Below are 23,922 nucleotides of genomic sequence, written 5' to 3' on the forward strand. Positions count from 1 at the left end.
CTGGCCTCACGCGAAGGCTGTCAAGACCCAGAAGATCAACGCAGACATGGTCGCCGCTGCCGGTACGGTGACGACCCACGCGGCAACAATGGTCATGAAATGCGACCGCCGCACCAGCTTGCGCCTTTGGTGTTCTTCGCGCGCCAGTCGCTTTTCGCTGGGGCGTTGCAGGTTCGACTGTTTCCAGCGTCGGTCCGAGTGCCATTCGCGGTAGAACCCAACACCGAACACGGCACCCACCGCGATGTGGGTCGAACTGACCGGTAAGCCCAGCCAGCTTGCAACGATAACCGTGATCGCGGCAGAGAGGGCCACGCAAAAGGCGCGCATCGGGTTCAGCTTGGTGATTTGGCTGCCAACCATCCGGATCAGTTTCGGGCCGAACAGGAACAGACCAAAGGAAATCCCGAACGCGCCGATGACCATGACCCAGATCGGGATAGAGACCTTGGCGGCGAAATCACCGAACTCTGCCGCGTGTACAATCGCGGCCAAGGGGCCAACAGCGTTGGCCACGTCATTTGCCCCATGCGCAAAGCTCAGAAACGTGGCAGAGATCACTAGCGGCAGGCCGAACAGGGTTTTCAGGGACCGCGTGCGGTTCTCAAGCCCTTCGGATTTTCGTTTGACCCATGGCACGGTGACCGACCAGGCCAGCGCACCAGTGGCCAAGCCGATCAGCAAGGCGGTCTCCGGTTCGATCTTGATGATCCGTTTCAGGCCCTTGACGGCCAGATAGGTGGCAAACGCACCGGCCATCAGCGCCACAAGGATAGGTACCCAGCGGCGGGCGGCGGCGATCTTGTCGTCCTGATATTGGATTTTGGCTTTGATCAGCGCCAGAAAGGCGGCCGCGATCAACCCGCCCAGAACCGGAGAGATCACCCAGCTTGCGGCAATCGCGCTCATGGTGCTCCAGTTCACGGCGCTCATCCCTGCGGCTGCGATACCGGCGCCCATCACCCCGCCGACAACCGAATGGGTGGTCGAAACCGGCGCACCGACCCATGTGGCCAGATTGACCCACATCGCAGATGAGATCAGCGCGGCCATCATGGCCCAGATAAAGACATTGCTGTTCTGCACCGACATCGGGTCGATGATGCCCTTGGATATGGTCGAGACCACATCGCCCCCTGCCAGCAGCGCGCCAGCGCTTTCGGCGATAGCGGCGATGGCAATTGCTCCGCCCATGGTCAGCGCGTTGGCCCCGACCGCAGGCCCCATGTTGTTGGCCACGTCGTTTGCGCCGATATTGATCGCCATATACGCGCCAAAGGCTGCCGCAGCGACGACGATCAAGCCCCCGTCGAAGCGCCCGAAAAAGACTGCGGCGGTCAGTCCGGCCAATGCCATGAAGGCCAATGCCAGACCAGGTCCCAGCAGCGGGCGCGCGACATGAGAGTTCGCGGTTTCGACGCGCGAAATACGGTGGAGGTCAGTGTCCAGCGACTGCCAGCGGGCTTTGGATTGTGTATTCGACATGGGCTCGATCAGATCATCTATGCGATCACAGGCCGCTATCGGTTTACGGACAGCAGGGCAACGTGTCTGTCATCAAATTTTTGCAATCTCGTTACATTTGGCAAGCAATGACTGCAATTCCGGCTCGGCAACCAACGTAGCCGCCGTTTCGGGCGAGACCCAGTTGCGGGTGCGCTGATCGGCTTCGGGGAAATCCTCGGACAATTCTGCGACGGTGACATGGTAGACCGTGGTCAGAACCGGTTGTGCAGACCCGTCTTTGAGGATCTTGTCATAGGTGTAGTGACCGACCGGCTCTTTCCGGACCGCCTCGGACCGGACACCAGCCTCTTCCCACGCTTCCTGCGCAGCCGTTTCCGCCCCGTCCAGCCCATCGATGGGCCAGCCTTTGGGGATGACCCAGCGACCGGTGTCGCGGCTGGTGATCAGCAAAATTTCCATCCCGGTTTCGGTCTGACGTGTGCACATGGCTGCGAACTGCACCCGACGCGGGCGCAGGAACAGGGGTCTTGCGACCTCTTCCCAGATGTTTCGAAACCAGTGTGTCATTGGCACAGTCTAAAAAAGCCCCGGTCTTTCAGAGCGGCTGAGGTAACAATTACGTCAGGTAATTTCAATGAAATCGTAAAGTTTCGGTGAATTTTAGCCTGTTTTGGCGGAAATATGTGACTTTTTGTGGGGTATAGCCGTGCATCGGGCTGGTTCAGCCTTTCGACTGACCCTGCCTGCGTTTGGCGCGCAGGGTCGGATCGGCCTGCGTTGGGTCTTCGGGCCAGGGGTGTTTCGGGTATTGCGCGCGCATGTCCTTGCGCACGTCCGCGTAGGACCCGGCCCAGAAACCGGGCAGGTCGCGGGTGATCTGAATGGGCCGCTGTGCCGGAGACAGCAGGGTGATCTTCAACGGTGTGCCCCCAACTACCGGGTGCTGAGTAACCCCAAAAAGCTCCTGAAGGCGCACCGCAATTTCCGGGGCTGCGCCACTGTAATCAATGGGAACTTTACGACCCAAAGGCGTGACAAATGAACCCGGCGCGCGCCGGTCCAGTTCCTGCGTTTGCGTCCAGTCCAGACGGGCGCGCAGGGCGGGCAACAGGTCAAACCGTTTCCAGTCTTCGGCCGAGCGGACGCCGGTGAGCATCGGCAGCAGCCAATCCTCAAGCGCGTTCATCAAGCCGTCCACCGAGAAATCGGGCAAATCGACCCCGTCCGCGCGCACCAGTTCCACCCGCGCGGCAAGGCGCGCGGCGGCTCCGTCCAGGCGCAGCCCCAGATCACGCACGCCGTCCAGCATGGCCTCAGCTACCGCGTCCTCAGGCACGTCCTTCCAGATACGATCCCCAAGCGTGATCGCGCCGAATTGCTCCTGCCGTCTGGCGACGACGCGACGATCCCGTTTGGACCAGACGCAACTGTCGACCCAACGGATCTGATCGCCGAATTGATCGCGAATCTCACGTTCCGAGATCTGAACTGCCATCCGAACCCGTGCCTCGCGCGGGTTTCCGTCGGTGTCTAGCGCAACTAGATAGGGGGCTTCGGCCAGTGTGTCGTCGTTTTCCAGAATAACCCCTTTGCCTCCTGACAACACATATCGCGGCGCATCGCCCTTGCGTCGCTGTCCAATCCTGTCGGGATAGGCCAAGGCCGCCATCGCGGCGGGGCTTTGGGTTTCGGTCTGGGGTGGGGCGACGGCCCGCAGGCGTTTTGCCTCGGCCTTGATCCGGTCCAGCGCACTCACGTTCACCTGCCAGGGCTTCCCCCTTTGAAATGCGCGCAGGTCTTTCATTGCATCCAGCCGCAACGCCAAATCGACCGGAGCGCCACGCAGCGGGTCCCGCTCGGCCAGCAAGGCAGCAAGCGGCGCGGCCTGAGCCCCGGCGCTTACCAGCATATGCCCCAGACGCGGATGCAAAGGCAGAGCCGCCAGATGACGCCCGTGATCGGTGATCCGTCCTTTGCCGTCGATGGCATTCAACATACCAAGCAGGGCTCTGGCCTCGGTCAACGCGCCTTCGGGCGGCGGCGTCAGAAAGGCCAGATCGCCAGGGTCCGCACCCCAAAGGGACAGCTCCAAAGCCAATCCCGTCAGGTCTGCCGACTCGATTTCGGCAGGTGGGTAGGCGGCCAGCGCGCCCTCTTCCCCCTTGGACCACAGCCGGTAGCAGACGCCTTCGGTCACACGCCCGGCGCGGCCCATGCGTTGGGTTGTTTCGGCCCGCGTGACCCGCTCGGTTACCAGACGCGACATGCCCGAGCCCGGATCGAACCGTGCCCGGCGCGCCTGTCCCATGTCCACGACCACGCGAATATCGGGAATCGTCAGCGATGTTTCGGCGATTGAGGTGGCCAGTACGATTTTGCGCCCGTTTTCAACCGGAGCGATGGCCGCGCGCTGGGCGGCAAAGGGCAGGGCACCGAACAGGGGTCTCAGAACACAATCCTTCGGCAAGCGTCGCGCCAGCGTTGCCTCGGCCCGCCGGATTTCCCCCTCGCCGGGTAAAAAGACCAGCACGCCGCCGCCTATTGAGCGAGTCTCGTGCACTGCGGTTTCAACCAGATCGCACAGCGCATCCAAACGGCGGGCTTGGGTGCCCAAAGGCCGATCCAGCCACCGAGTTTCGACCGGATAGCTGCGCCCTTCGGATGTGACCAGCGGGGCGTCCATCAACTGCCCGACGGGCTCGGCATCCAGTGTTGCGGACATGGCCACCAGTATAAGATCGTCACGCAGCGCCCCTGCAACCTCAAGACACAGCGCCAGACCCAGATCGGCATTCAACGAGCGTTCGTGGAACTCATCGAAGATCACGGCTCCGACCCCGGGCAGGTCCGGGTCGGATTGCAGCATCCGGGTCAGAATGCCTTCGGTAACGACCTCGATCCGCGTCTGTTTTGAGACCTTGGCATCGCCGCGCACGCGGTAACCGACGGTTTGGCCCGCGCGCTCGCCCAGCGTTTCGGCCATCCGTTCGGCGGCGGCACGCGCGGCCAGTCGGCGGGGTTCCAGCATCACGATCCTGCCGTCGCACAGCCCGGCCTGCAGCATGGCCAGCGGCACGCGCGTGGTTTTCCCCTCGCCCGGTGGAGCCTGCAACACCGCACGGCGATGGTCGGTCAGGGCCGAGAGCAGTTCGGGCAGGGCGTCATCGATAGGCAGTCGGGTCATGTCGCCTTATCGCCAAAGCTTGCGGCAAGGTCCAGAAGGCCCGGCGGGAACCACGCATAAGTGCTCTGGACAAACAGGGTTCCGACCCTTCATTTAGGGCAAAATTCCAAAAGGGTCGCACGCATGGATATTGCTGAACTGGGTGAGAGGATTTTGCAGGGCGAACGCCGTGCTTTGGCGCGTGCGATTACTCTGGTCGAAAGCATCCGGGCCGATCACCGGGCACAGGCGTCCGAGCTTTTGGCCTACCTCGCCAAATCTGGCCGCCAATCGCTGCGGATTGGTCTGTCAGGCACACCGGGTGTCGGCAAATCCACGTTTATCGAAAGCTTCGGCATGATGCTGATCAGTCAGGGTCTGCGCGTCGCGGTTCTGGCGGTAGATCCCAGTTCGGCCCGGTCGGGTGGCTCGATTCTGGGCGACAAGACCCGGATGGAACGCCTGAGCCGCGAGCCAAACGCGTTCATCCGCCCCTCACCCAGTCAAAGTCATCTGGGCGGCGTCGCGCGTCGCACCCGCGAAGCCATTGCGCTGTGCGAGGCGGCAGGGAATGACGTTGTGCTGATCGAAACCGTCGGCGTCGGTCAGTCCGAGACGGTGGTCTCCGAACTGTCTGATCTGTTCCTGCTGCTGCTGGCCCCGGCTGGCGGGGACGAGTTGCAGGGCGTCAAGCGCGGCATCATGGAGATGGCGGATATCATTCTGGTCAACAAGGCGGATGGCGATCTGAAGGCCACGGCAACGCGCACCTGCGCCGATTATGCAGGGGCCCTGCGGCTGCTGCGAAAACGACCTCAGGACCCCGAGGGGTTTCCCAAGGCCATGACCGTTTCTGCGGTTGAAGAACATGGGCTGGATCAGGCTTGGGACGAGATGCAGGCCCTTAGCCAATGGCGACGCGACAAGGGGTATTGGGCCGCAAGCCGGGCAACGCAAGCGCGGTACTGGTTCGATCAGGAGGTTCGGCATGCCCTGCTGGCCCGGCTGGACACGCCCTCGGCCCGCGCCGAAATGGACCGGCTGAGCACTGAGGTCGGCGCAGGCACGCTCAGCCCCTCGGTTGCGGCGCGGCAGATGCTGACCGCCCTGGCGGCGGACTGACCCGGCCGCCCTTGCGCGCAACGCTTGGCTAGGGACCGGTTGTCGGTGTAGTCTGAACGCAATGTGTTGATACGTTGCTTTTTACATTGATTTTAAACGGTCTTGGCCCCGGCGGTTTTGTCTGGTGCTAAGCTGACAGACGGGAACTGCCGACCATGCCCAATATTCGCGGCACCAATGGCAATGACATAATCGACGTCACCGATGACAACGGGACGTTGAACGGCACGCCGCAGGGAACGCCGATTGACAACGTTCGCGGCCGACGCGGTGATGACGAGATAACGGTCACCAACAGCACGGTTGTTGGCATCGTAGGCGGTGGGGGCGGTGATGACGACATCACAGTCACCGGCAGTACCGTGGGAACCGTGGGCGGCGGAGGCGGGGCCGATACCGTCGTTGTGCGCGGATCGGACATCTCGAACATCAATCTGGGCAATGGCAACGACACGCTGGACTTTCAAAGTTCAACCGTCTCGGGTTCGATTGATGGCGGCGGGGGCACCGATACGCTGAACCTGCCGGAAGGCACGGTGATCAATGACAGCACATTCGGGACGATCACGGTTGTGGCGGGGACCAGTTACTCCCTGTCCAGCGGATCGTTTACGCTGCCATCGGGCACGACGGTCACCTATACGGCGTTCGAAAACGGGGCCGGGTTTCCCTGTTTCACTCGCGATACCCTGATCCGGACGGATCAGGGGAACCGCCCCATTCAAACCCTGACGACCAGTGACATGGTTCTTACCATTGGCAATGGTCTGCAGGCTATCCGCTGGGCGGGCAGAAGGCGGTTCGACCTGGCGGCGATGGAGCGTGACCCCAAGCTGCGTCCGGTTCGGATATTGGCCGGTGCCTTGGGGCAAGGGGTGCCGGACCGGGACCTTTTGGTGTCGCGGCAACACAGGATGCTGGTGCAGTCCGAGATCGCCCAACGGATGTTTGGCGCGGCCGAGGTTTTGATCCCCGCGATCAAACTGACTGCGCTGCCCGGTATTTTTGTGGACCAAGAGGTGCAGGAGGTTGAGTATTTTCACCTTCTCTTCGACCGGCATGAAATCATCGAAGCCGAAGGCGCACCGACCGAAAGCCTTTTCACCGGCCCCGAGGCGCTGAAATCCCTCAGCCGCGACGCGCGGGCCGAGATTTTCGGGATATTCCCGGAACTGGCGGACATAAACCACCAGTCGGATCTGGCGCGCTTTGTGCCCAAGGGGCGGCATCAGATGAAACTGGTGGCACGGCATCTGAAAAACAACAAACCCCTGTTGCAGCGCCCTTGATCCCGATACAGGTTCTTGGGGCCGGGCAATGCCTGCCGACATAGTGCAAAGAATTCGTGCTGGCTGTCTTGACCCTTCCTGCGATTCCCACTACACGCATCCAACCAGTTTTCGGGCGCGACTTCGGGTTGCGCCCCTTGTGATTTGGCCGCAGGCATTTTGCCCGGCCTCCAGAAACAAAGGAAGAAACCATGTCGCGCCGTTGCGAACTGACCGGAAAAGGCCCGATGACTGGCAACAATGTCAGCCACGCCAACAACAAAACCAAGCGTCGTTTCCTGCCGAACCTGAACGACGTCACCCTGCAGTCCGAAGCTCTGGGCCGTGGCGTCAAGCTGCGCATCTCGGCTGCTGCTCTGCGTTCGGTTGACCACCGCGGTGGTCTGGACGCGTTCCTGGCCAAAGCCAAGGACGAAGATCTGTCGGCGAACGCGCTGAAAGTGAAGAAGGAAATCGCCAAGGCACAAGCCTCGGCCTGATTGCTTCCACTGCCAAGCATTCTTGACCCCGTACCAGTCTGGTGCGGGGTTTTTCTGTGTTAGGGGTGCTCTGGCGTGGTGCTATTGTTGACGATTTGGAAATAAAATCACCAAACCGTGAACTAGTTCACATACAGTCAGGCGGGCGCGACGTACCGTTGATGTATTCTTCTGGCGGGGGCCGTCCGATGTCATTTAAAAGTTTCTATATTTTTCTGTTGCTTACCAGTGTTTTCAAAAAGGCATACTTGGCTTGTACCCGTATGCAACGCCGGGTGAATCATTCCCACACCAGCCTGACCAAGGGCACCGTCAAACGGCCCGGGCTGGACTACTAAAATCCGCTTCAAGCGCGACCCTTTGGCGCTTGAAGCGTTTTCGTTCTGTGAATTATATGCGGATCAGGATGAGATCTGCTGTTCATAGCCTGTTCCCCATTGTGCTTTCCCTGTTTGTGGTTCTGACCGGGCAGGGTGTCGCCGTCTCGCGCGGCGTGGACAAGGCTGTGGGTCAGATGGTGCTGTGCACCGGAAACGGGCCGGTTGTCGTTTACATGGACGAGAACGGGCAACCGACGGCCCCCCCGCACTATTGTCCCGACTATGCGCTGACGCTGCTGGGGGCGGTTGCGATTGCGCAACCGTCATTGCCCCAAGCCCCGTTGCCCGAAATGCCGCCCCTTTTGCGGGCCTCAGAAAGCCTGATTGCACCGCCTGTTCCGCAAACACCGGCGCGCGCGCCTCCTTCGATCGTCTGACTTTTTCCAAAAAACTCAAATCGCGAGAAAAAGGAGACGTAAGATGTCCCTCAAAACCACTCTGTTTGCTGCCCTTGCAACCGCCATTCTGGCTGGTCCTGCCCTTGCCGAGGGCACAATTGTTGTCGACGACGCCTACGCCCGGTCTGCAGGCAAGGCCGCCAAGGCGGGGGCGGCGTTCATGATGATCAAGAACACCGGCGACACGGATGATCGTCTGGTCAGTGTCACTTCGGATGTATCGGCCCGGGTCGAACTGCATACGCACAAGATCAACGATGACGGGGTCGCCCAGATGATCCATGTCGAGGAGGGCTTTGTCATCCCGGCGGGTGAAACGCACATGCTGAAACGTGGTGGTGACCACGTCATGTTCATGGGTCTGAAAGAGCCGTTCGAACAGGGCGCGACGGTTCCGGTCACGCTGGTTTTCGAACAAGCGGGCGAGATTGTGATCGAGGTTCCGGTCGATCTGGAGCGGCAGGATAAGCACGGCCACGAACATAAGCACGAGCACGGATCGGAGTCGAACTAAGACTTCGCCTGTCTTCGGGCCGCTCTGCGGCCGTCATCCATGCGACAGGCCGGGCGATGCCCGGCCTGTTGTCGTTTTTGGCCGGTGTCGGTGAGTATGTGTTCAGCGGTTCACCGTCTTTAGTCCCACGCGACTTTTGGCATTGCGAAAACGTATCGCCAGCCAGACCATGACGGCTGAAATGGCCAGGGCCGAGAACGCGATGGCCCATCCCAGCGCCACGAGCGCAATGGCGGGCCAGATCATCAACACCAACCCGACAATCAGTGCAGCAAACCCCGACCCGCGCATCGAGCCGCGCTGTGGGTCGCGTTCGTGCATCTGACCGGCTGCCGCCAATGAACCGATGCCGATGATAAGCGCCCAAGCCCCCAACAGGAAAAACGCCAGTTTGACGGTGCCTTCGGGCCAGATCATCAGGATCAGACCGATCAGAACACCGCCAATGGCGGCCCCGCCCAGCAGCCCCCGACGCCCAACACCGAACAATGTCAACGCGCCATCCAGGATCAGCAACGCCCCCACCAGCCTCAGCAACAAGGCGATACTGCCCGAGGGCCAGAACAGGGCGGCGATGCCCACAGCCCCGGCCAGCACCCCGCGCAGCAGAAAGGTCCACCACAGGCTGGCCAATTGCGCGCTCAGCATGTCGCGGTCCGCCATGCTGCCTTCGTCCATGATTTCACCGGTTCGGGGATCTTGGTCTGTCATGACGTGGTCTCGCTTTGGTTATGTGGTCCGCTTATAGATGGTTTGTTATGTCTTGGCCTGTAACAGCCGATCAACCCATAGCGGCACAGTTTCGGTTGCCTTGCCGACCAGCCTGTCATCAAAGCTGTTGTCTGTGGGTTCGAGATTGATCTCGATCGTATGCGCCCCGAATGCCTGTGCCTCGCTCGCAAAAGCAGCGGCGGGATAGACCTGGCCGGATGTTCCGATTGTGGCAAAGATCGAGGCTGTCGCCAGATGGCCGAAGATGTCATCCATGTGATAGGGCATCTCACCGAACCAGACCACATCGGGCCGCGCGGCAGGGGCGTTGCAGGCCGGGCAGGGCTCGGTCACGGCCATCTCGGGCGGCGCGGTCCAGCGATGTCCGCAAGAGGCGCACAGCGCGCCAGCCAAAAGGCCGTGCATGTGGATGACGCCCTCGGCCCCTCCGGCCTCATGCAGGCTGTCGACGTTCTGCGTCACGATCACGACCTCGCCGGGCCAGTCCCACTGTAGCCGGGCCAGAGCGTGATGGGCTGCGTTGGGCTGCACCTGCGCGGCTTGAACACGGCGAGCGTTGTAGAACCCCTGAACCAAGGCCGGATTGCGGGCAAAAGCTTCGGGCGTTGCGACATCTTCAATCCGGTGCTGCGCCCACAACCCATCTTCGTCGCGAAACGTGCTGAGACCGCTTTCGGCGGAAATACCGGCCCCGGTCAGAATGACGATCTTTTCCATATGTCCTCGGCGCGTTAAGAGATGAGTTATGACACACCGTATCCTCTTTGTCTGTCTGGGCAATATCTGCCGGTCCCCTGCGGCCGAAGGCGTGTTTCGCGCCCGTGCCCCTCAGTACAAGTCCGACAGTGCCGGAACCTCGCGCTGGCATATCGGCAGTCCGCCTTATGGCCCGATGCAAGAGACCGCCCGCGCGCGCAACATCGACCTGAGCGATCTGCGCGCGCGCCAATTCGTGGCCGAAGATTTTGACCGGTTCGATCTGATCGTAGGGATGGACGCGAACAATATCGCCGATATTGAAGCCCTACGTCCTTCAGGAAATGAAACCCCTGTGCGGCTGCTGACCGAATTCGCACCGCAGACAGGGGCGGATCAAGTGCCTGACCCTTACTACACGCGGGATTTCGACGGGGCTTTGGATTTGATCGAGGTCGCGGTTGACGGCCTTTTGGACCATTTGGGCGATTAGCCGTCCATCACCTTCAACTGACCGCTCAACCACGGCAGTTTCGCCATGGCGGGATCGATGATCTGGCTTTGCATCAGACGCCGCATCATCCCGGCGACCTCTTGCGGAACCTGATCGGACCAGTCTGTCCGCGTGAACAGCGAGATTGTTCGGGAAAACGCGCCAAACGGGCAGGGATGGGCCTGCAGATCATCATGGAACCGCGTCGCGCGCATATAGCCCAGCGGTGTCGTGATCGCCCAGCCCAACCCCCGCGCGACCATGGCCATCAGCGCCAGATGCGAGCCGATCTCGAACCGTTCCTCGAATTCCATCTGCTGTCGGGCCACATGGCTTTCGATCTGGCGGCTGATCAGTTGCTCGCGCGCATAGCGCAGGAATGGCAGCTCCTGCACAACGGCATCCGCTGAGCCTGCGCCGTTAGGGGCCACCAGAATGAACGGATCCTGAACCAGGGGGTATTCGACCACACCTTCCAGCACTTCGCCGCTATGGGCCGAGACCGCCAGATGCAGTCGCTGCGCGTCCAGCTCGGCAAACAGGTCCAGACTGGGCAGGGTGATCAGCTTGAATTTCGACCGGGTCAGGCTGTCGGCCAGCAAGGTGGCCAGCCGTGGTGTCAGGTCATTGTCGAAATCGTCGATCAACCCGATGGATAGCGTGGTCAGATGCCCCAAATCCATCACGGTCAGTTCGCTTTGCGCCATTTGCAGCTCGGCCAGAACCGCTTCGGCCCGCGACAGGAAGCTGCGCCCGGCCTGCGTCAAGCGCATGGGCCGCCGCCCGTGATCCACCAGATCGGTGCCCAGAGCCTTTTCCAGATTGCGCAACTGCTGGCTGACCGAAGGCTGGCTGAGCCCCGTGATCTCGGCCGCTTGCGCCACCGATCCCGTCCGCGCCAACGCCTCGAACACTTCGAGACCGCGCAGGGTCAACCCTTTCATTACCATGCAACGTCCTTTCGCTGCGCCTTTTCTGAGGGGCAGCGGGCGTCAGGTCAAGAAGGGGAAGCGCTTAGCTGCAGATTGCCTGCGCCATTTGGCCGAAGTTCTGATACCGATCCCACAACGCATCATCGCGCGCCGTGCGCGACATCTTCAATTCCTGCGCCTGATGGGGGTCTTCGAACCATTTCGAGACGGTTTTCTGATCGCTGCGCGTCAACGCCTGATCCGCCACGCGTTGAATGCAACTGCACCGATCCCGCGTCGCCGCCTGACGATCTGACGCCAGACATGCCCGTTTGATCTGCGATGCATCCACAGTCGGAGCAACCGCCGTCAGCGACGTCGCACAAAATGCGATTAAGAGGAACTGTTTCATACTCGAGCCTCGTTTTTTGCCTGCCCGGACGGGTCTTGTGCCCCTCTCGGTCTGCGGCGGAGTATGAATCAAAGTGGGGAGCGGATCAATTGGGTGGATCGAAAAAGTGATTGCACGAGCCGAAGACACCTCACCCCGTAGGCCGGGCTTCAGCCCGGCACCCGTTAGGATAGGAATGGTAGCCACCGTTCGATGGCTTCAATCAAGGCTTCGAGTTTCTCTGGATGTTTTGCAATGTAGGCATCCACAACGACCGTTGCGCCCTTGGTGGTTCCAACCACGATTGCGGTGCCAACAGCCAAATTGACCTTCCTCGCGCACCATTTGAGAAGACTAGTCAACCCGGATTTTAGTTTATCCAGAATGGCTTCGATCCACTCGCGAGCAGGATTTTCCTGCTCCAAAGCCTTCGAGAGTTTTTTCTCCGCATCCCAAATCAGTGTGACAGCACTAGACAAATGCTTGTCTTGAATGCTCTCAGGAGGGTTGTTCCCTCCTATGCCATGGCGTGCAGAGGTCTGAACTTTGAAGCTGCCCTTGAGACTTTCTAGTGCGCTCTCGACCCGGAGCTGAGCCTGAATGCGTTCGATTTCGTCTGCAACCGCTTTGGGCCCGTTTTCCAAATTGTATCGTGAATCTGAGCTATCCGGCGTTGGAGTGCCACATCAACTGGCGAGCCATCTACAAATCCTCGATACCAAGTTTGCCAAAAGGCCCATATTTTCTCATCGTAGCTCCAATAGCTTAGTAGCGGTGCGGTTTGAGGTTGGTTGGAGAGTATCCATTGATCTGGCTCTTCTGCTGTTGCGTCATCGTTGGCCCAGAGTGGAATCCTAAAATCGAGATCCGCTGGAGGCACAAACTGGATAAGTTCGTTGTTACTATAGCGAAGAGATTTCCAACCTATTGAGCCGGGTAACACCGACGAAATTCCGTCAGCGAGTGCGACGACCGAGTCATCTTGATCGGTATTGACGCTGAAGCCCGGCGCACAAATGCCCAATAAAACTTCTTCAGCTACTGAGGCTATGGATTTCAGATCAACAATTGCCTCTTTATCTGGCGCACGCTTAGTAGCCTTTCTATGTCGTCTCATGTGATCCAGAGCGAAGAGCGCAGAATCTTCATCCCCCGCGACACAATTGATCAGCGAACGCAGTACAACGAGTAGCCAAGTATCGAGTTCGTTTTCACCAAAAGCATCCGAGCCGGTTGGTGCGCTGAACAGACCCAGCGCTCGCAAACTCTCTCTGCTCGCGACAGTCCTTGCTTGCTGAAAAACTAGGTCATCAAATGCAATCATTGGCCCCCCATTTTTCCGGATAGCTTGCTAGGTTTCGGCTAACATGACGCCTTGACCAACCCACGATTCCTCTACATATCCCCAACCCATGACAGACCTCGCTCATATCCGCAATTTCTCCATCGTCGCGCATATCGACCATGGCAAATCCACCCTTGCTGACCGGCTCATCCAAGAGACCGGGACGGTCAAGGATCGCGACATGAAGGAGCAGTTGCTCGACAGCATGGATATCGAGCGCGAGCGCGGCATCACCATCAAGGCCAACACGGTTCGCATCGACTATACCGCCGATAATGGCGAGGCATACGTGCTGAACCTGATCGACACCCCCGGCCATGTGGACTTTGCCTATGAGGTCAGCCGGTCCATGCGCGCGGTCGAGGGGTCGCTGCTGGTCGTGGACTCGACCCAAGGGGTCGAGGCGCAGACGCTGGCGAATGTGTATCAGGCCATCGACGCCGATCATGAGATCGTGCCGGTGCTGAACAAGATCGACCTGCCAGCCTCTGATTGTGACCGCGTGGCCGAACAGATCGAGGATGTGATTGGCATCGACGCCACTGACGCCATTCAGGTCAGCGCCAAGACGGGGCAGGGCATCCACGAGACGCTCGAGGCCATCGTCACCCAACTGCCCGCGCCGCAGGGCAATCTGGACGCGCCGCTCAAGGCGATGCTGGTGGATTCGTGGTACGACGCCTATCTGGGCGTGATCGTTCTGGTCCGCATCATGGACGGCACGCTGAAAAAGGGCATGCGGGTCAAGTTCATGTCGAACGGCACCCTGCATCACGTCGACCGCGTCGGCGTGTTCCGGCCCGAGATGGAGATGGTTGAGTCCTTAGGCCCCGGTGAGATCGGGTTTCTGACGGCATCCATCAAACAGGTCCGCGACACCCGCGTCGGCGACACGATCACCAATGATCGCAACGGCACCGAAGTTGCGCTGGACGGCTTCAAACCCGCGCAGCCGGTGGTGTTCTGTGGCCTCTTCCCCGTCGACAGCTCTGAATTCGAAGACCTGCGTGACGCCATCGACAAACTGGCCCTGAACGACGCCTCGTTCTCGTTCGAAATGGAAACCTCGGCTGCACTGGGCTTTGGCTTCCGCTGCGGCTTCCTTGGCCTTCTGCACCTTGAGGTCATCCGCGACCGCATCGAACGCGAATATGATATTGAGCTCATCACCACAGCGCCCTCGGTGATCTATCACGTCTACATGAAGGACGGCGAAACGATCGAGCTGCACAACCCCGCCGACATGCCCGACCCGTCCAAGGTTGACCATATCGAGGAACCGCGCATCAAGGCGACCATTCTGGTGCCTGACGAATATCTTGGCGACGTGCTGAAACTCTGCCAGGACCGCCGGGGCATCCAGCTGGACCTGACCTATGCGGGCACCCGCGCGATGGTTGTGTACGACCTTCCCCTCAATGAAGTTGTGTTCGACTTCTATGATCGCCTGAAATCGGTAACAAAAGGTTACGCCAGCTTTGACTACCAGATGACCGGTTATACCGAGGATAATCTGGTCAAGATGTCGGTGCTGGTGAATGACGAACCCGTTGACGCCCTGTCAACCATGGTTCACCGCGACCGGGCCGAGATGCGGGGCCGGGCGATGTGCGAAAAGCTCAAGGACCTGATCCCGCGCCACATGTTCAAAATCCCGATCCAGGCCGCCATCGGAGGCAAGGTCATCGCCCGCGAGACCCTCTCGGCCCTACGCAAGGACGTGACCGCGAAGTGCTACGGAGGCGACGCCACGCGGAAACGTAAGCTGCTGGACAAGCAGAAGGCGGGGAAGAAAAAGATGCGCCAGTTTGGAAAAGTTGATATACCTCAGGAGGCGTTTATTTCGGCGCTTAAGATGGATGGGTGAGTTTTGCTCGACACTAGTGGTATTGATTTTGCAGCATATTCCGTTCCAGTAGTATTTTTTCTGGCGATTGGGACATTTTTAGACCGCGCTTTAGTGTCAGAGCGTAAAGGTCAAGATGATAGTAAGGTTGATGAAATTGTAGACCTGCCTACATTGCTCCGGGTTACATATTTTTCTTTTTTTGTCAGGTTTCTGAGGGGGCATCCATTTTCACCTCAATTCTTGTTGAAATCCACAGTGGTTTCAATTGTGCTTATGGGTACTTTTGTTGTGTTTCTTCAATCTGGAGAGCAACCATTCTTTGATCTCTCAGATCCGTTTCAGCGTCTATTAATTCTCACCGCTGTGATGGCAAACATCCCAATCGATGTTTTTTGCTTGAGTATTACTCGATCCATTTTGAAATTTTTATCGAACAACTACTCAACCAGAAACTTAGTGTACGCTATATACATAAATATTACGGTTGCGCTGGTGATATTTACGATAATAGGAATAGCGTCTGTAAAGGTTGCGTTTCTTTTACCAGCGTATTTCTTGGAAAAAGATCTCAATAATACTCAAGTTGAATTAGTTTATGAAATAAAGAAGAATCCAACTAGGAAAGACAGCGCCTATCATATCTTGAGTGTCGTCGAAGAGAGTGGTGAACAAAAGGAAAGAAATTCTTTTCTAACTTTCGAGGCACAAAGAATAGGTAGTTTCGACGCCCTCTTCCCAATTGACCAATTGATCCTCGTAAGTGATGTCTATGTGGAGGGTTTTATTGGAAAGGATCGAAAAACAGTTGAAACCCTTCATATGAGCTTGGAGGGTGCGCGCGAGAAAGTTGAAGAAATTGATCTCGCTTTTCCTAATTTTTCTCTCAGAGTTTCTGCGAGAGGGGCTTTGAATACGGGAAGACTGACTGACTTCAATTTGGAGTACGCCCCTAACGAGGTCCTCTTCACGGTTTTTGATATTGAGAAAATAAATAAAATTGAAGCTTATAGCATATATTTTCGAGATTTTCTTGGTCGTTTGACTTTTAAACCTTATGTCGGAAGGTCAATTTGTTATGATAGTCAAATTGTTGATATCGATGGCGCTTTTGGTACTGGTAGTTTAGAAGACTGTGAAGTTGTTGCGTTGAATGCATCTGGTGTTCAGCGGAGTTATTTTTCGATGATAGAGCAACTCCATGATGGGTTTTCGGCTAAAGTTCCGTTGATGGCGATGCTAGGTACGACAATTTTGTCAGTCTCCTTGATTTATTTGGTTTTGCTGTTTTTTATAATTTATTGGGTGTTTGCCCATTGGTTCAAATCTGTTCAATTTTTCAGAGTTTTTCGCCGCGTACCTTTTTCGACAATCGGCATTGTTTTGGGCGTTACGGCTTCAATTCTCTTGAATCTGTCGTGACAAAACGTTCGGCCTTTACGCCAATCACCCGATCGAGGTGACCAACCTCGCAGCGCGAAACGTCTCCTCCTGCCATTTTTTTGTGTAGGAAACTCTCCGGAGGAGGCTATAATGTCGACATCCATAATTCCCCTCATCGCGCTTGGATCGGCTGGTCTCTATTCCGTTGCCATGATCGCGATGAAGTTCTGGTGGAAAATCCCCGGCGTTGGCCTCGGCCTGTTGATCGTCGCCACGTTATTGGCGGGCGCGACGCTGGAGCTTGCCGCGCTGCGCGAGGAGCGGTTGGGGATCATCTACACCGGCATTCTGGGGGCTGAGGTCATCCTGATCGCCGTCGCCTCATATTTCCTGTTCGGCGAGAATTTCTCGTATCGTGAGGTGTTTGGCATCAGCCTTGTCATCCTCGGCACCGCGCTGGCCTGGGCCTGAGAGCGCGCGTCATATAACGCCAAGCTGAACCTGCCGTTAAGTTTCCTTTAGGTAAGTTGTAACCTCCTCTCCCCCTCCCAATCTGTTCGACAAGGCCAGTGACGGCCACGATCTGACGGAGGAGAGACCATGACCAGATATATGACTGCCGGAGCGGCCGCTTTGGCCTCGACCCTCGCCCTTGGCAGCGCGGCTGCCCAAACCACGCCCGATCTGCGCGGCACCTGGACGGCCAGCCAGACCACCGTGTCGCCGTCGAACGCGGCCACGGGCGATGCGCCTCGGTTCAACCAGTCGGAATGGGTGCTGGAGATCCAGACGCAGCAGGACAACGTGTTCTGGGGGCCCAGCATGTGGCGGCGCAATGCGATGGATGACTGGACGCTGTATGAGGCGACCGGTTCGATCAGTCAGGACGGCTCGGGCAAGATCGGGATCGTCGAAAGCTCGGCCGAGCCAGCCGTCGGAGTGAACGCGCTGATCGATGCGCGCTATGAGGATGGCAGGATCTATGCGGATTTCCGTAGCCTGCGGACCGGAACGACCTACAGCACCGTTCTGGAACGACAGGTGAACTGAAGCGTTTCCGGCCTGATCGCATGTAGGGGGTACCTGCCGTCCATTCCGGCGGCCTGTAATAGGTAGCTAAGGTCAGGTCGGAACGCTTCTCAGATCAACGGCCCCGAGTCGTTCGATTCGGGGCGGTTTTGGGGTGGATTCGGCTGCGTGACCGTCTGTTTTCAAGTTCGCACCTGCAGCATCGGGTGATTTTTGGGCCTGCGTCCGGTGTTTCGACTTTTCCGGCACCAAGCCTGCGCGGTTGCAAAACTTCTCGATTTATCCACATCGCCCTCCAGCCAGATATCAACAGGTTATCCCCGTCTAATTTCCATGCTGCAGTGCTATTTTCTTGCCGGATAAAGGGCGCAATGTAACAGTCTTATTACCGCAGCACTTCTTCGGATAGGGCGGCGGGGCGCAAGGGCCAAGGTGGCCGAAGCAAGTTAAGTAGATCTTAGGGTTTGGCTTAGTTTGCAAAGGTTTGCCAGGCGGTGATCGGTCAGTGTTGGGTGTCCGCCCAGTGGTGAGAGGTCAACGTTTGAAACGGTTCAGGCGCGCTGCGGAGGCCTTCGGGTTCAAAGCGGCAGCCACAGTTTCGCAAGGGGCTGAGGCAACTGGATCGGCGCACCCCTCGGGGCAAGTCGGACCGGCAAGGCGTCAGGAGTGTCCGAAAGGATGCATGCAAAGACCGCGTCTGCGCACCTGACGCCTTTTCCTATTCCAGATCAGGGTTCCATACAGGCTACCACTTACGACCCCCGCAAATGGCAACGGGGTTCTTTCGCGCGAACGAAAGAACCCCGTCTTAACGTCAGAAATGCAATGCCGCGTCTATGCACCTGTGCCTGTCAGCCTAGCGCCTTCGGATCAGGTTTTCAACAATATGTTGATGCAATTCTACGCGACCCCGCAATATGCTGGGCGTGTCAGATGTTCTCCTGAACCTCGGTCGCGGCGTTCTGGATCGCGTCTCCGGCCTTTTCAATGTCTTTGCCAGCGCCTTTGGCGGTTTCGCAGGCGGTCAGTGCAAACAGGCTCAGGCCAATCAGAATTGCGCGGATCATGCTTGTCTCCTTAGTGCTCGATCCTGTGTTCGGTAGCACCTTTTCCAACGGCGGGCCAGCGTTAGGCTGCGTCGTCCTGACAAAACAGTTCGTAGACGGTTTCCAGCATCTTGCGGGGGCGATCATCCGCAAGCCGATAGTAAATGGCTTTGCCCTCACGTCGCGGCAAGACCAGACCTTCCAGCCGCAGCCGGGACAGTTGTTGCGACACGGCGGCCTGACGGGCGGACAGCAACTCTTCCAGTTCGGTTACAGATTTTTCGCCGGACACAAGATGACACAGGATCATCAACCGACCTTCGTGGCTGATCGCCTTCAGAAAGTTTGAGGCGCGGGTCGCATTGTCGACCATTCGGTCTAGATCATCTCGAGTCATGTCCGAAGATAGCTGGGGAAGGGCCATCACTTCTATTCCTTGCAGGCCCGATGAGCGGGCGTTGTTTTCATTCCTTAAGTGCTTTGCGTGCGAAACACTCCGTTGCGTAGTTTGGACGTATTTTCCTATATGCATGAATCAAAATGTCGTGATGAATGAAAGGGGAATTTATCGTAACCCTTGTCCTTTATGATCCAGGGGCATTCGCGGAACAGGTCGGTTTCAGGCATGTCGGCTGTCGCAACCCACCAACATTTCCACAATCGGGGGCCGATGTTTGCAGCCCCCCTTGCAGCCCCCCAGTGGCGACACTAAGACTCGGGTAATACTTGTTGGGATAGTCTCCCGAACCATAGCAAATCAGGCAGGTTACGAATGTTCGATCCAGTAGACACCTACATGAATACGCTTGTCCCCATGGTGGTCGAACAGACCAGCCGCGGCGAGCGCGCATATGACATCTTCTCGCGTCTGCTGAAAGAGCGGATCATCTTTATCAACGGCCCGATCCATGACGGGATGAGCCATCTGGTGGTGGCCCAGCTGCTGCATCTTGAGGCGGAAAACCCCAACAAGGAAATCTCGATCTACATCAACTCGCCGGGTGGTGTGGTGACCAGCGGTTTGTCGATCTACGACACAATGCAGTACATCAAGCCGAAATGTTCGACGCTGGTGATCGGTCAGGCGGCCTCGATGGGGTCGGTTCTGCTGGCCGGTGGTGAAAAGGGGATGCGGTTCTCGCTGCCCAATAGCAGGATCATGGTGCACCAGCCCAGCGGTGGTTATCAGGGTCAGGCCAGCGATATCATGATCCACGCGGCCGAGACGCAAAAGCTGAAGGATCGTCTGTATGACATTTACGTGCGTCATACCGGCCAAACCAAAAAGGCGGTTGAAAAGGCGCTGGATCGTGACAATTTCATGAGCCCGGAAGAGGCGAAAGAATGGGGCCACATCGACGAGATCGTTGAAAACCGTGCCAAGATGGACACGGAAGAGGCCTAAGAGACGGACCCCGCGCCCATCGCGCGGGGGTCATTTTGAGATTGTAGCCGCCACAGTGCTGGCCTAAGCTGCACGAACATGCGCAAGGGCGCCCCGGCAGACAGGGGCGCAGGGACGAAGCCCGAAAGGTAGATCATGGCGACGAATTCAGGCGGTGACGGCAAAAACACGCTCTACTGTAGCTTTTGTGGAAAAAGCCAGCATGAGGTGCGCAAGCTGATCGCAGGACCGACCGTTTTCATCTGTGATGAATGTGTCGAGCTGTGCATGGATATCATCCGCGAAGAGACCAAGGCCAGCGGGCTGAAGTCATCCGATGGTGTGCCGACGCCCAAGGATATCTGCGAGGTTTTGGACGATTACGTGATCGGTCAGGCCACCGCCAAGCGCGTGCTGTCCGTGGCGGTGCACAACCACTACAAACGTCTGAACCACGCCCAGAAAGCGGGCAGCGATATTGAACTCGCCAAGTCCAATATCCTGCTGATCGGCCCGACGGGCTGCGGTAAGACGCTTCTGGCACAGACTCTGGCGCGTATTCTGGATGTACCGTTTACCATGGCGGACGCAACCACGCTGACCGAAGCTGGTTACGTGGGTGAAGATGTCGAGAACATCATCCTGAAACTGCTCCAGGCCAGCGAATACAATGTCGAGCGCGCGCAGCGCGGTATCGTCTATATCGACGAGGTCGACAAGATTACCCGAAAGTCCGAGAACCCCTCGATCACGCGCGACGTCTCCGGCGAAGGTGTTCAACAGGCGCTGTTGAAGCTGATGGAAGGCACCGTGGCCAGCGTTCCGCCGCAAGGGGGGCGCAAGCACCCGCAGCAGGAGTTCCTGCAGGTGGACACCACGAACATCCTGTTCATCTGTGGCGGGGCCTTTGCGGGGCTCGACAAGATCATTGCGCAACGTGGCAAGGGTTCGGCCATGGGCTTTGGCGCCGATGTGCGTGACAATGATGACCGCGGCGTGGGTGAGATTTTCAAGGATCTCGAGCCTGAAGATCTGCTGAAATTTGGCCTGATCCCGGAATTTGTCGGCCGTCTGCCGGTATTGGCGACGCTGGAAGATCTGGACGAAGATGCTCTGGTCACCATCCTGACCAAGCCCAAGAACGCTCTGGTCAAGCAGTACCAGCGCCTGTTCGAACTGGAAGATGCCGAGCTTGGCTTTACGGACGATGCGCTGAAGGCGATTGCCAAGAAAGCGATCGAACGCAAAACGGGCGCGCGGGGACTGCGGTCGATCCTTGAGGATATTCTTCTGGATACGATGTTCGAGCTGCCGGGCATGAAGAACGTGACCGAAGTTGTCGTCAATGAAGAGGCGGTCAGTTCGGACGCGCAGCCCCTGATCATTTACGCAGATGCAGCACCGGAATCTGCATCCGCAGGTTAACCCAAGCGACGGTTCAGGGGGGCTCTGCCCCCATCGTGGCAAGCCACGATTCCCCCGAGGTATTTTGAAACAGAAGAAGTGCGGATCCTTTCTTCATCTGGCTAAAAATATCTCGGAGCGCGAGGCAGAGCCTCGCAATGAATCCGGTTTGCGTGGTGGAGTCCTTTTAAGTTCTCGGTACGGTGGATCGCAGTGAAACGTATTTCTTCAGGTGGCGAATTCGAAGCCAAGGCCGGGTATTGCCGCGCCGTGGTTGCAGGTGGTTGGGTACATGTTGCCGGGACCGTCGGGCAGGGAGATGACGTTGTCTCACAATGCCGGTCTGCGTTGTCCATCATAGAAAAAGCACTGGCAGAGGCCGGAGCGGAATTCTCAGACGTTGTTCGCGTCACCTACATGTTGCCGGATCGTCATGAATTTGAACCTTGCTGGCCCATTCTGGCCGAAACCTTTGGCGCAAACCCTCCGGCGGCGACGATGATCGAGTGTGGTCTGATCGATCCGAAATACCGTATTGAAATCGAAGTGACGGCATTCTTGCCCGAGTGACGCAGTCACGCGGGTGGTACTGGACCTTTGCCCGCCTTTCGGTCATATCTTGCCTGACGAACACGCCGGAGATCACCTATGGGACTTCTGAACACTCTTTTGCAGGCTGTGACTTGGTGGAACGGGGCGACCCTGAACACGAAACTTTATACAGCGCGCAAAGGTGTCAAAGTTGGTGAAGACAATGAAGGCAACGTGTTTTACCGCAATGCGGATGACAGCAAACGCTGGGTGATTTTCAACGGTGAGGCAGAGGCGAGCCGCGTTGATCCGGACTGGCACGGTTGGTTGCACCGGACTTGGGATGAGCCGCCGACCGACAAGCCGCTGCCCCACAAATCCTGGGAAAAGCCGCATCAGGAAAACCTGACGGGCACTGCATTGGCATACACTCCGGCAGGATCGTTGCGCAGGCCTGATCCGGTCGAGCGCAAAGATTACGAGGCCTGGAGCCCCGAATAACAGAGGCGAGCAATGTCGACCCATAATTGGACCGAAGTTTTCGTCGGTGGCGCCGTATTGGCCGTTGCCGTTGCATTTGGCGTTTATGCCAGCCAATCGACCGGCCTGTCCCAGGGCGGCACTGGTTACGAGTTGGGCGCGTCCTTCCGCTCGCTCGAAGGGGTTGGTGTTGGCACCGATGTCCGTCTGGCTGGCGTCAAGATCGGCACCGTAACCGGTGTTGAACTAAACGCGGACACGTACCGTGCGGATACGACCTTCACGATTTCTGACGGGATTCTGGTGCCCGATGACAGCGCCATTGTGATTTCGTCCGAGGGGTTGCTGGGTGGCAACTTTGTCGAGGTGATGCCCGGCGGCTCTCCGTTCTTTTTTGAGCCAGGGGACGAGATTGAGGACACACAGGGCGCGGTCAGCCTGATCTCATTGCTGGTCAAATTCGTTGCCGGAGACGGCGGCGAATGAGGGGGCTGGCGCTGACCGCTCTGCTGCTCTGCGCGACGGGCGCGGCGGCACAGCAGAAGGTTGAATCCGGGCCCGGGGCGATGCTGCGTGGCCTGGACAAGGTCAGCGGTCAGACGGTCGATGTCGAAATGCAAAGCGGCGAGACTCAGCCGGTGTTTGGTCTGGACGTCGCACTAGGGGATTGCCGCTATCCGGCGGACAACCCGACGGGCGATGCCTTTGCCTATCTGACGATCTGGGAAACGGGCAAAGCCGATCAGCTGTTTGATGGTTGGATGATCGCCACGTCGCCCGCGCTGAACGCTTTGGATCACGCGCGTTACGATGTCTGGGTGATCCGCTGTATCACACCCCCAGCCGACTGAGTTATCGGGGCCGTAAAATCGGCGCTGGCGCTGATCGCATCTTCCAATGCTTTCCTGTAGCGGCTGCGCGGTATTTCGATGGCCCCGAGTGAGGCAAGGTGGGCCGTCAGAAACTGGGTATCGAACAGTTGAAACCCGGTTTGGCGAAGCCGATCGACCAGATAGGCCAGGGCGATTTTTGAGGCATCGGTGCGGCGCGAAAACATGCTTTCCCCAAAGAAAGCTGTGCCCAGAACAACCCCGTAAACGCCGCCGACCAATTGGTCATGGTCCCAGATTTCAAGCGAATGCGCGTGGCCGGCCTGATGCAATTGGCTATAGAGATCTCGCAGTTCGGCGTTGATCCAGGTGTCGGCCCTGTCGGCGCAGCCGTCGACGACTGCGGCAAAATCCCGGTTGATAGTGACGTCGAAACCGCAATTACGGATACGCCGGGCCAGACTTCGTGAGATGTGAAATCCGTCCAGCGGGAACACGCCCCGCAGTTTCGGGTCGACCCAGAACAGGTTCGGGTCATCCCGATGTTCGGCCATCGGAAAAATGCCGATGGAATATCCATGCAGCAGAAGTTCAGGGGTCAGGCTCATC

Annotated in this window: 28 protein-coding genes; 16 read left to right on the forward strand and 12 right to left on the reverse strand. The window is 58.1% G+C overall.

Features of this window, described 5'->3' with window-relative positions; genetic code table 11:
• Positions 1-6: 6 nt before the first annotated feature.
• From ACR0KX_RS14585 to hrpB, 3 genes are all read right to left on the reverse strand, one after another.
• Positions 7-1,485 (reverse strand): inorganic phosphate transporter, encoded by a 1,479-nt coding sequence (locus tag ACR0KX_RS14585; protein WP_170623682.1) that lies wholly within the window; start codon positions 1,483-1,485, stop codon positions 7-9.
• Between the two features lie 72 nt (positions 1,486-1,557).
• The gene (locus tag ACR0KX_RS14590; protein ID WP_170454141.1) at positions 1,558-2,034 is read right to left on the reverse strand and encodes an NUDIX hydrolase; all 477 of its coding nucleotides are present in this window, start codon (positions 2,032-2,034) and stop codon (positions 1,558-1,560) included.
• A 154-nt stretch (positions 2,035-2,188) separates the two neighbouring features.
• On the reverse strand, positions 2,189-4,651 hold the full coding sequence (gene hrpB, locus ACR0KX_RS14595) for an ATP-dependent helicase HrpB (protein ID WP_170623680.1): 2,463 nt from the start codon (positions 4,649-4,651) through the stop codon (positions 2,189-2,191).
• Positions 4,652-4,774: 123 nt separating this feature from the next.
• Between hrpB and meaB the strand changes: the two genes are divergently transcribed.
• The 5 genes from meaB (at position 4,775) to ACR0KX_RS14620 (ending at position 8,812) form a co-directional block, all read left to right on the forward strand.
• Positions 4,775-5,752, forward strand: a complete 978-nt coding sequence (gene meaB, locus ACR0KX_RS14600) for a methylmalonyl Co-A mutase-associated GTPase MeaB (protein ID WP_170454137.1) — start codon at positions 4,775-4,777, stop codon at positions 5,750-5,752.
• Between the two features lie 155 nt (positions 5,753-5,907).
• Positions 5,908-7,041 (forward strand): Hint domain-containing protein, encoded by a 1,134-nt coding sequence (locus ACR0KX_RS14605; RefSeq protein ID WP_170623678.1) that lies wholly within the window; start codon positions 5,908-5,910, stop codon positions 7,039-7,041.
• Positions 7,042-7,232: 191 nt separating this feature from the next.
• A complete protein-coding gene (gene rpmB, locus ACR0KX_RS14610) occupies positions 7,233-7,520 on the forward strand; it encodes a 50S ribosomal protein L28 (RefSeq protein ID WP_170454133.1) in 288 nt (95 codons plus the stop codon).
• Between the two features lie 406 nt (positions 7,521-7,926).
• Positions 7,927-8,277 (forward strand): hypothetical protein, encoded by a 351-nt coding sequence (locus ACR0KX_RS14615; RefSeq protein WP_170454131.1) that lies wholly within the window; start codon positions 7,927-7,929, stop codon positions 8,275-8,277.
• A gap of 43 nt (positions 8,278-8,320) precedes the next feature.
• Entirely contained in the window at positions 8,321-8,812 is a 492-nt protein-coding gene (locus ACR0KX_RS14620) for a copper chaperone PCu(A)C (protein ID WP_170454129.1), read from the forward strand.
• A 102-nt stretch (positions 8,813-8,914) separates the two neighbouring features.
• Here ACR0KX_RS14620 and ACR0KX_RS14625 read toward each other — a convergent pair whose 3' ends face one another.
• Positions 8,915-9,523 carry a DUF308 domain-containing protein gene (locus ACR0KX_RS14625; protein WP_170623676.1) on the reverse strand — a complete coding sequence of 203 codons (609 nt, stop codon included), beginning with the start codon at positions 9,521-9,523 and terminating at the stop codon, positions 8,915-8,917.
• Positions 9,524-9,568: 45 nt separating this feature from the next.
• On the reverse strand, positions 9,569-10,261 hold the full coding sequence (locus tag ACR0KX_RS14630; protein ID WP_170520679.1) for an NAD-dependent deacylase: 693 nt from the start codon (positions 10,259-10,261) through the stop codon (positions 9,569-9,571).
• A 28-nt stretch (positions 10,262-10,289) separates the two neighbouring features.
• Between ACR0KX_RS14630 and ACR0KX_RS14635 the strand changes: the two genes are divergently transcribed.
• Complete coding sequence (locus tag ACR0KX_RS14635; protein ID WP_170520681.1) at positions 10,290-10,733, forward strand: low molecular weight protein-tyrosine-phosphatase; 444 nt, start codon at positions 10,290-10,292, stop codon at positions 10,731-10,733.
• Here ACR0KX_RS14635 and ACR0KX_RS14640 read toward each other — a convergent pair.
• From ACR0KX_RS14640 to ACR0KX_RS14655, 4 genes are all read right to left on the reverse strand, one after another.
• Entirely contained in the window at positions 10,730-11,683 is a 954-nt protein-coding gene (locus ACR0KX_RS14640) for a LysR family transcriptional regulator (protein ID WP_170454121.1), read from the reverse strand. The genes ACR0KX_RS14635 and ACR0KX_RS14640 overlap by 4 nt on opposite strands.
• Positions 11,684-11,747: 64 nt before the next feature.
• Positions 11,748-12,056, reverse strand: a complete 309-nt coding sequence (locus tag ACR0KX_RS14645) for a hypothetical protein (RefSeq protein ID WP_170454119.1) — start codon at positions 12,054-12,056, stop codon at positions 11,748-11,750.
• A gap of 164 nt (positions 12,057-12,220) precedes the next feature.
• On the reverse strand, positions 12,221-12,514 hold the full coding sequence (locus ACR0KX_RS14650) for a hypothetical protein (protein WP_170454117.1): 294 nt from the start codon (positions 12,512-12,514) through the stop codon (positions 12,221-12,223).
• Between the two features lie 89 nt (positions 12,515-12,603).
• Complete coding sequence (locus ACR0KX_RS14655) at positions 12,604-13,359, reverse strand: hypothetical protein (protein WP_170623674.1); 756 nt, start codon at positions 13,357-13,359, stop codon at positions 12,604-12,606.
• Between the two features lie 88 nt (positions 13,360-13,447).
• On the opposite strand from ACR0KX_RS14655, the gene lepA reads away from it, so the two are divergent.
• From lepA to ACR0KX_RS14675, 4 genes are all read left to right on the forward strand, one after another.
• Positions 13,448-15,247: a translation elongation factor 4 gene (gene lepA / locus ACR0KX_RS14660; RefSeq protein ID WP_170623672.1), complete on the forward strand. Its 1,800-nt coding sequence runs from the start codon at positions 13,448-13,450 to the stop codon at positions 15,245-15,247.
• Between the two features lie 3 nt (positions 15,248-15,250).
• The gene (locus ACR0KX_RS14665) at positions 15,251-16,648 is read left to right on the forward strand and encodes a hypothetical protein (protein ID WP_170623670.1); all 1,398 of its coding nucleotides are present in this window, start codon (positions 15,251-15,253) and stop codon (positions 16,646-16,648) included.
• A 111-nt stretch (positions 16,649-16,759) separates the two neighbouring features.
• The gene (locus ACR0KX_RS14670) at positions 16,760-17,080 is read left to right on the forward strand and encodes a hypothetical protein (protein ID WP_170623668.1); all 321 of its coding nucleotides are present in this window, start codon (positions 16,760-16,762) and stop codon (positions 17,078-17,080) included.
• A gap of 129 nt (positions 17,081-17,209) precedes the next feature.
• Positions 17,210-17,659 carry a hypothetical protein gene (locus tag ACR0KX_RS14675; protein WP_170623666.1) on the forward strand — a complete coding sequence of 150 codons (450 nt, stop codon included), beginning with the start codon at positions 17,210-17,212 and terminating at the stop codon, positions 17,657-17,659.
• A gap of 908 nt (positions 17,660-18,567) precedes the next feature.
• Here the strand turns inward: ACR0KX_RS14675 and ACR0KX_RS14680 are convergent.
• The gene (locus tag ACR0KX_RS14680; protein WP_170623664.1) at positions 18,568-18,705 is read right to left on the reverse strand and encodes an entericidin A/B family lipoprotein; all 138 of its coding nucleotides are present in this window, start codon (positions 18,703-18,705) and stop codon (positions 18,568-18,570) included.
• 61 nt (positions 18,706-18,766) lie between these two features.
• Positions 18,767-19,108, reverse strand: a complete 342-nt coding sequence (locus ACR0KX_RS14685; RefSeq protein ID WP_170623662.1) for a metalloregulator ArsR/SmtB family transcription factor — start codon at positions 19,106-19,108, stop codon at positions 18,767-18,769.
• A 348-nt stretch (positions 19,109-19,456) separates the two neighbouring features.
• Here ACR0KX_RS14685 and ACR0KX_RS14690 point away from each other — a divergent pair, with 348 nt between their 5' ends.
• The 6 genes from ACR0KX_RS14690 to ACR0KX_RS14715 all read left to right on the forward strand — a co-directional run bounded on the left by ACR0KX_RS14690 (position 19,457) and on the right by ACR0KX_RS14715 (position 23,334).
• Complete coding sequence (locus ACR0KX_RS14690; RefSeq protein ID WP_170454101.1) at positions 19,457-20,089, forward strand: ATP-dependent Clp protease proteolytic subunit; 633 nt, start codon at positions 19,457-19,459, stop codon at positions 20,087-20,089.
• 135 nt (positions 20,090-20,224) lie between these two features.
• The gene (gene clpX, locus ACR0KX_RS14695) at positions 20,225-21,493 is read left to right on the forward strand and encodes an ATP-dependent Clp protease ATP-binding subunit ClpX (RefSeq protein ID WP_170454099.1); all 1,269 of its coding nucleotides are present in this window, start codon (positions 20,225-20,227) and stop codon (positions 21,491-21,493) included.
• A gap of 186 nt (positions 21,494-21,679) precedes the next feature.
• Positions 21,680-22,042: a RidA family protein gene (locus ACR0KX_RS14700; RefSeq protein WP_170454567.1), complete on the forward strand. Its 363-nt coding sequence runs from the start codon at positions 21,680-21,682 to the stop codon at positions 22,040-22,042.
• A gap of 78 nt (positions 22,043-22,120) precedes the next feature.
• A complete protein-coding gene (locus ACR0KX_RS14705; protein ID WP_170454097.1) occupies positions 22,121-22,504 on the forward strand; it encodes an NADH:ubiquinone oxidoreductase subunit NDUFA12 in 384 nt (127 codons plus the stop codon).
• Positions 22,505-22,516: 12 nt separating this feature from the next.
• Complete coding sequence (gene mlaD / locus ACR0KX_RS14710; RefSeq protein WP_170454095.1) at positions 22,517-22,969, forward strand: outer membrane lipid asymmetry maintenance protein MlaD; 453 nt, start codon at positions 22,517-22,519, stop codon at positions 22,967-22,969.
• Positions 22,966-23,334, forward strand: coding sequence for a DUF2155 domain-containing protein (locus tag ACR0KX_RS14715; protein WP_170520694.1), 369 nt, complete (start codon positions 22,966-22,968; stop codon positions 23,332-23,334). The genes mlaD and ACR0KX_RS14715 overlap by 4 nt, the downstream gene beginning before the upstream one ends.
• Here ACR0KX_RS14715 and aat read toward each other — a convergent pair.
• The gene (gene aat, locus ACR0KX_RS14720) at positions 23,289-23,921 is read right to left on the reverse strand and encodes a leucyl/phenylalanyl-tRNA--protein transferase (protein ID WP_170623660.1); all 633 of its coding nucleotides are present in this window, start codon (positions 23,919-23,921) and stop codon (positions 23,289-23,291) included. The genes ACR0KX_RS14715 and aat overlap by 46 nt on opposite strands.
• Position 23,922: the final 1 nt, after the last annotated feature.

This window comes from Ruegeria sp. BG5, assembly GCF_056538425.1.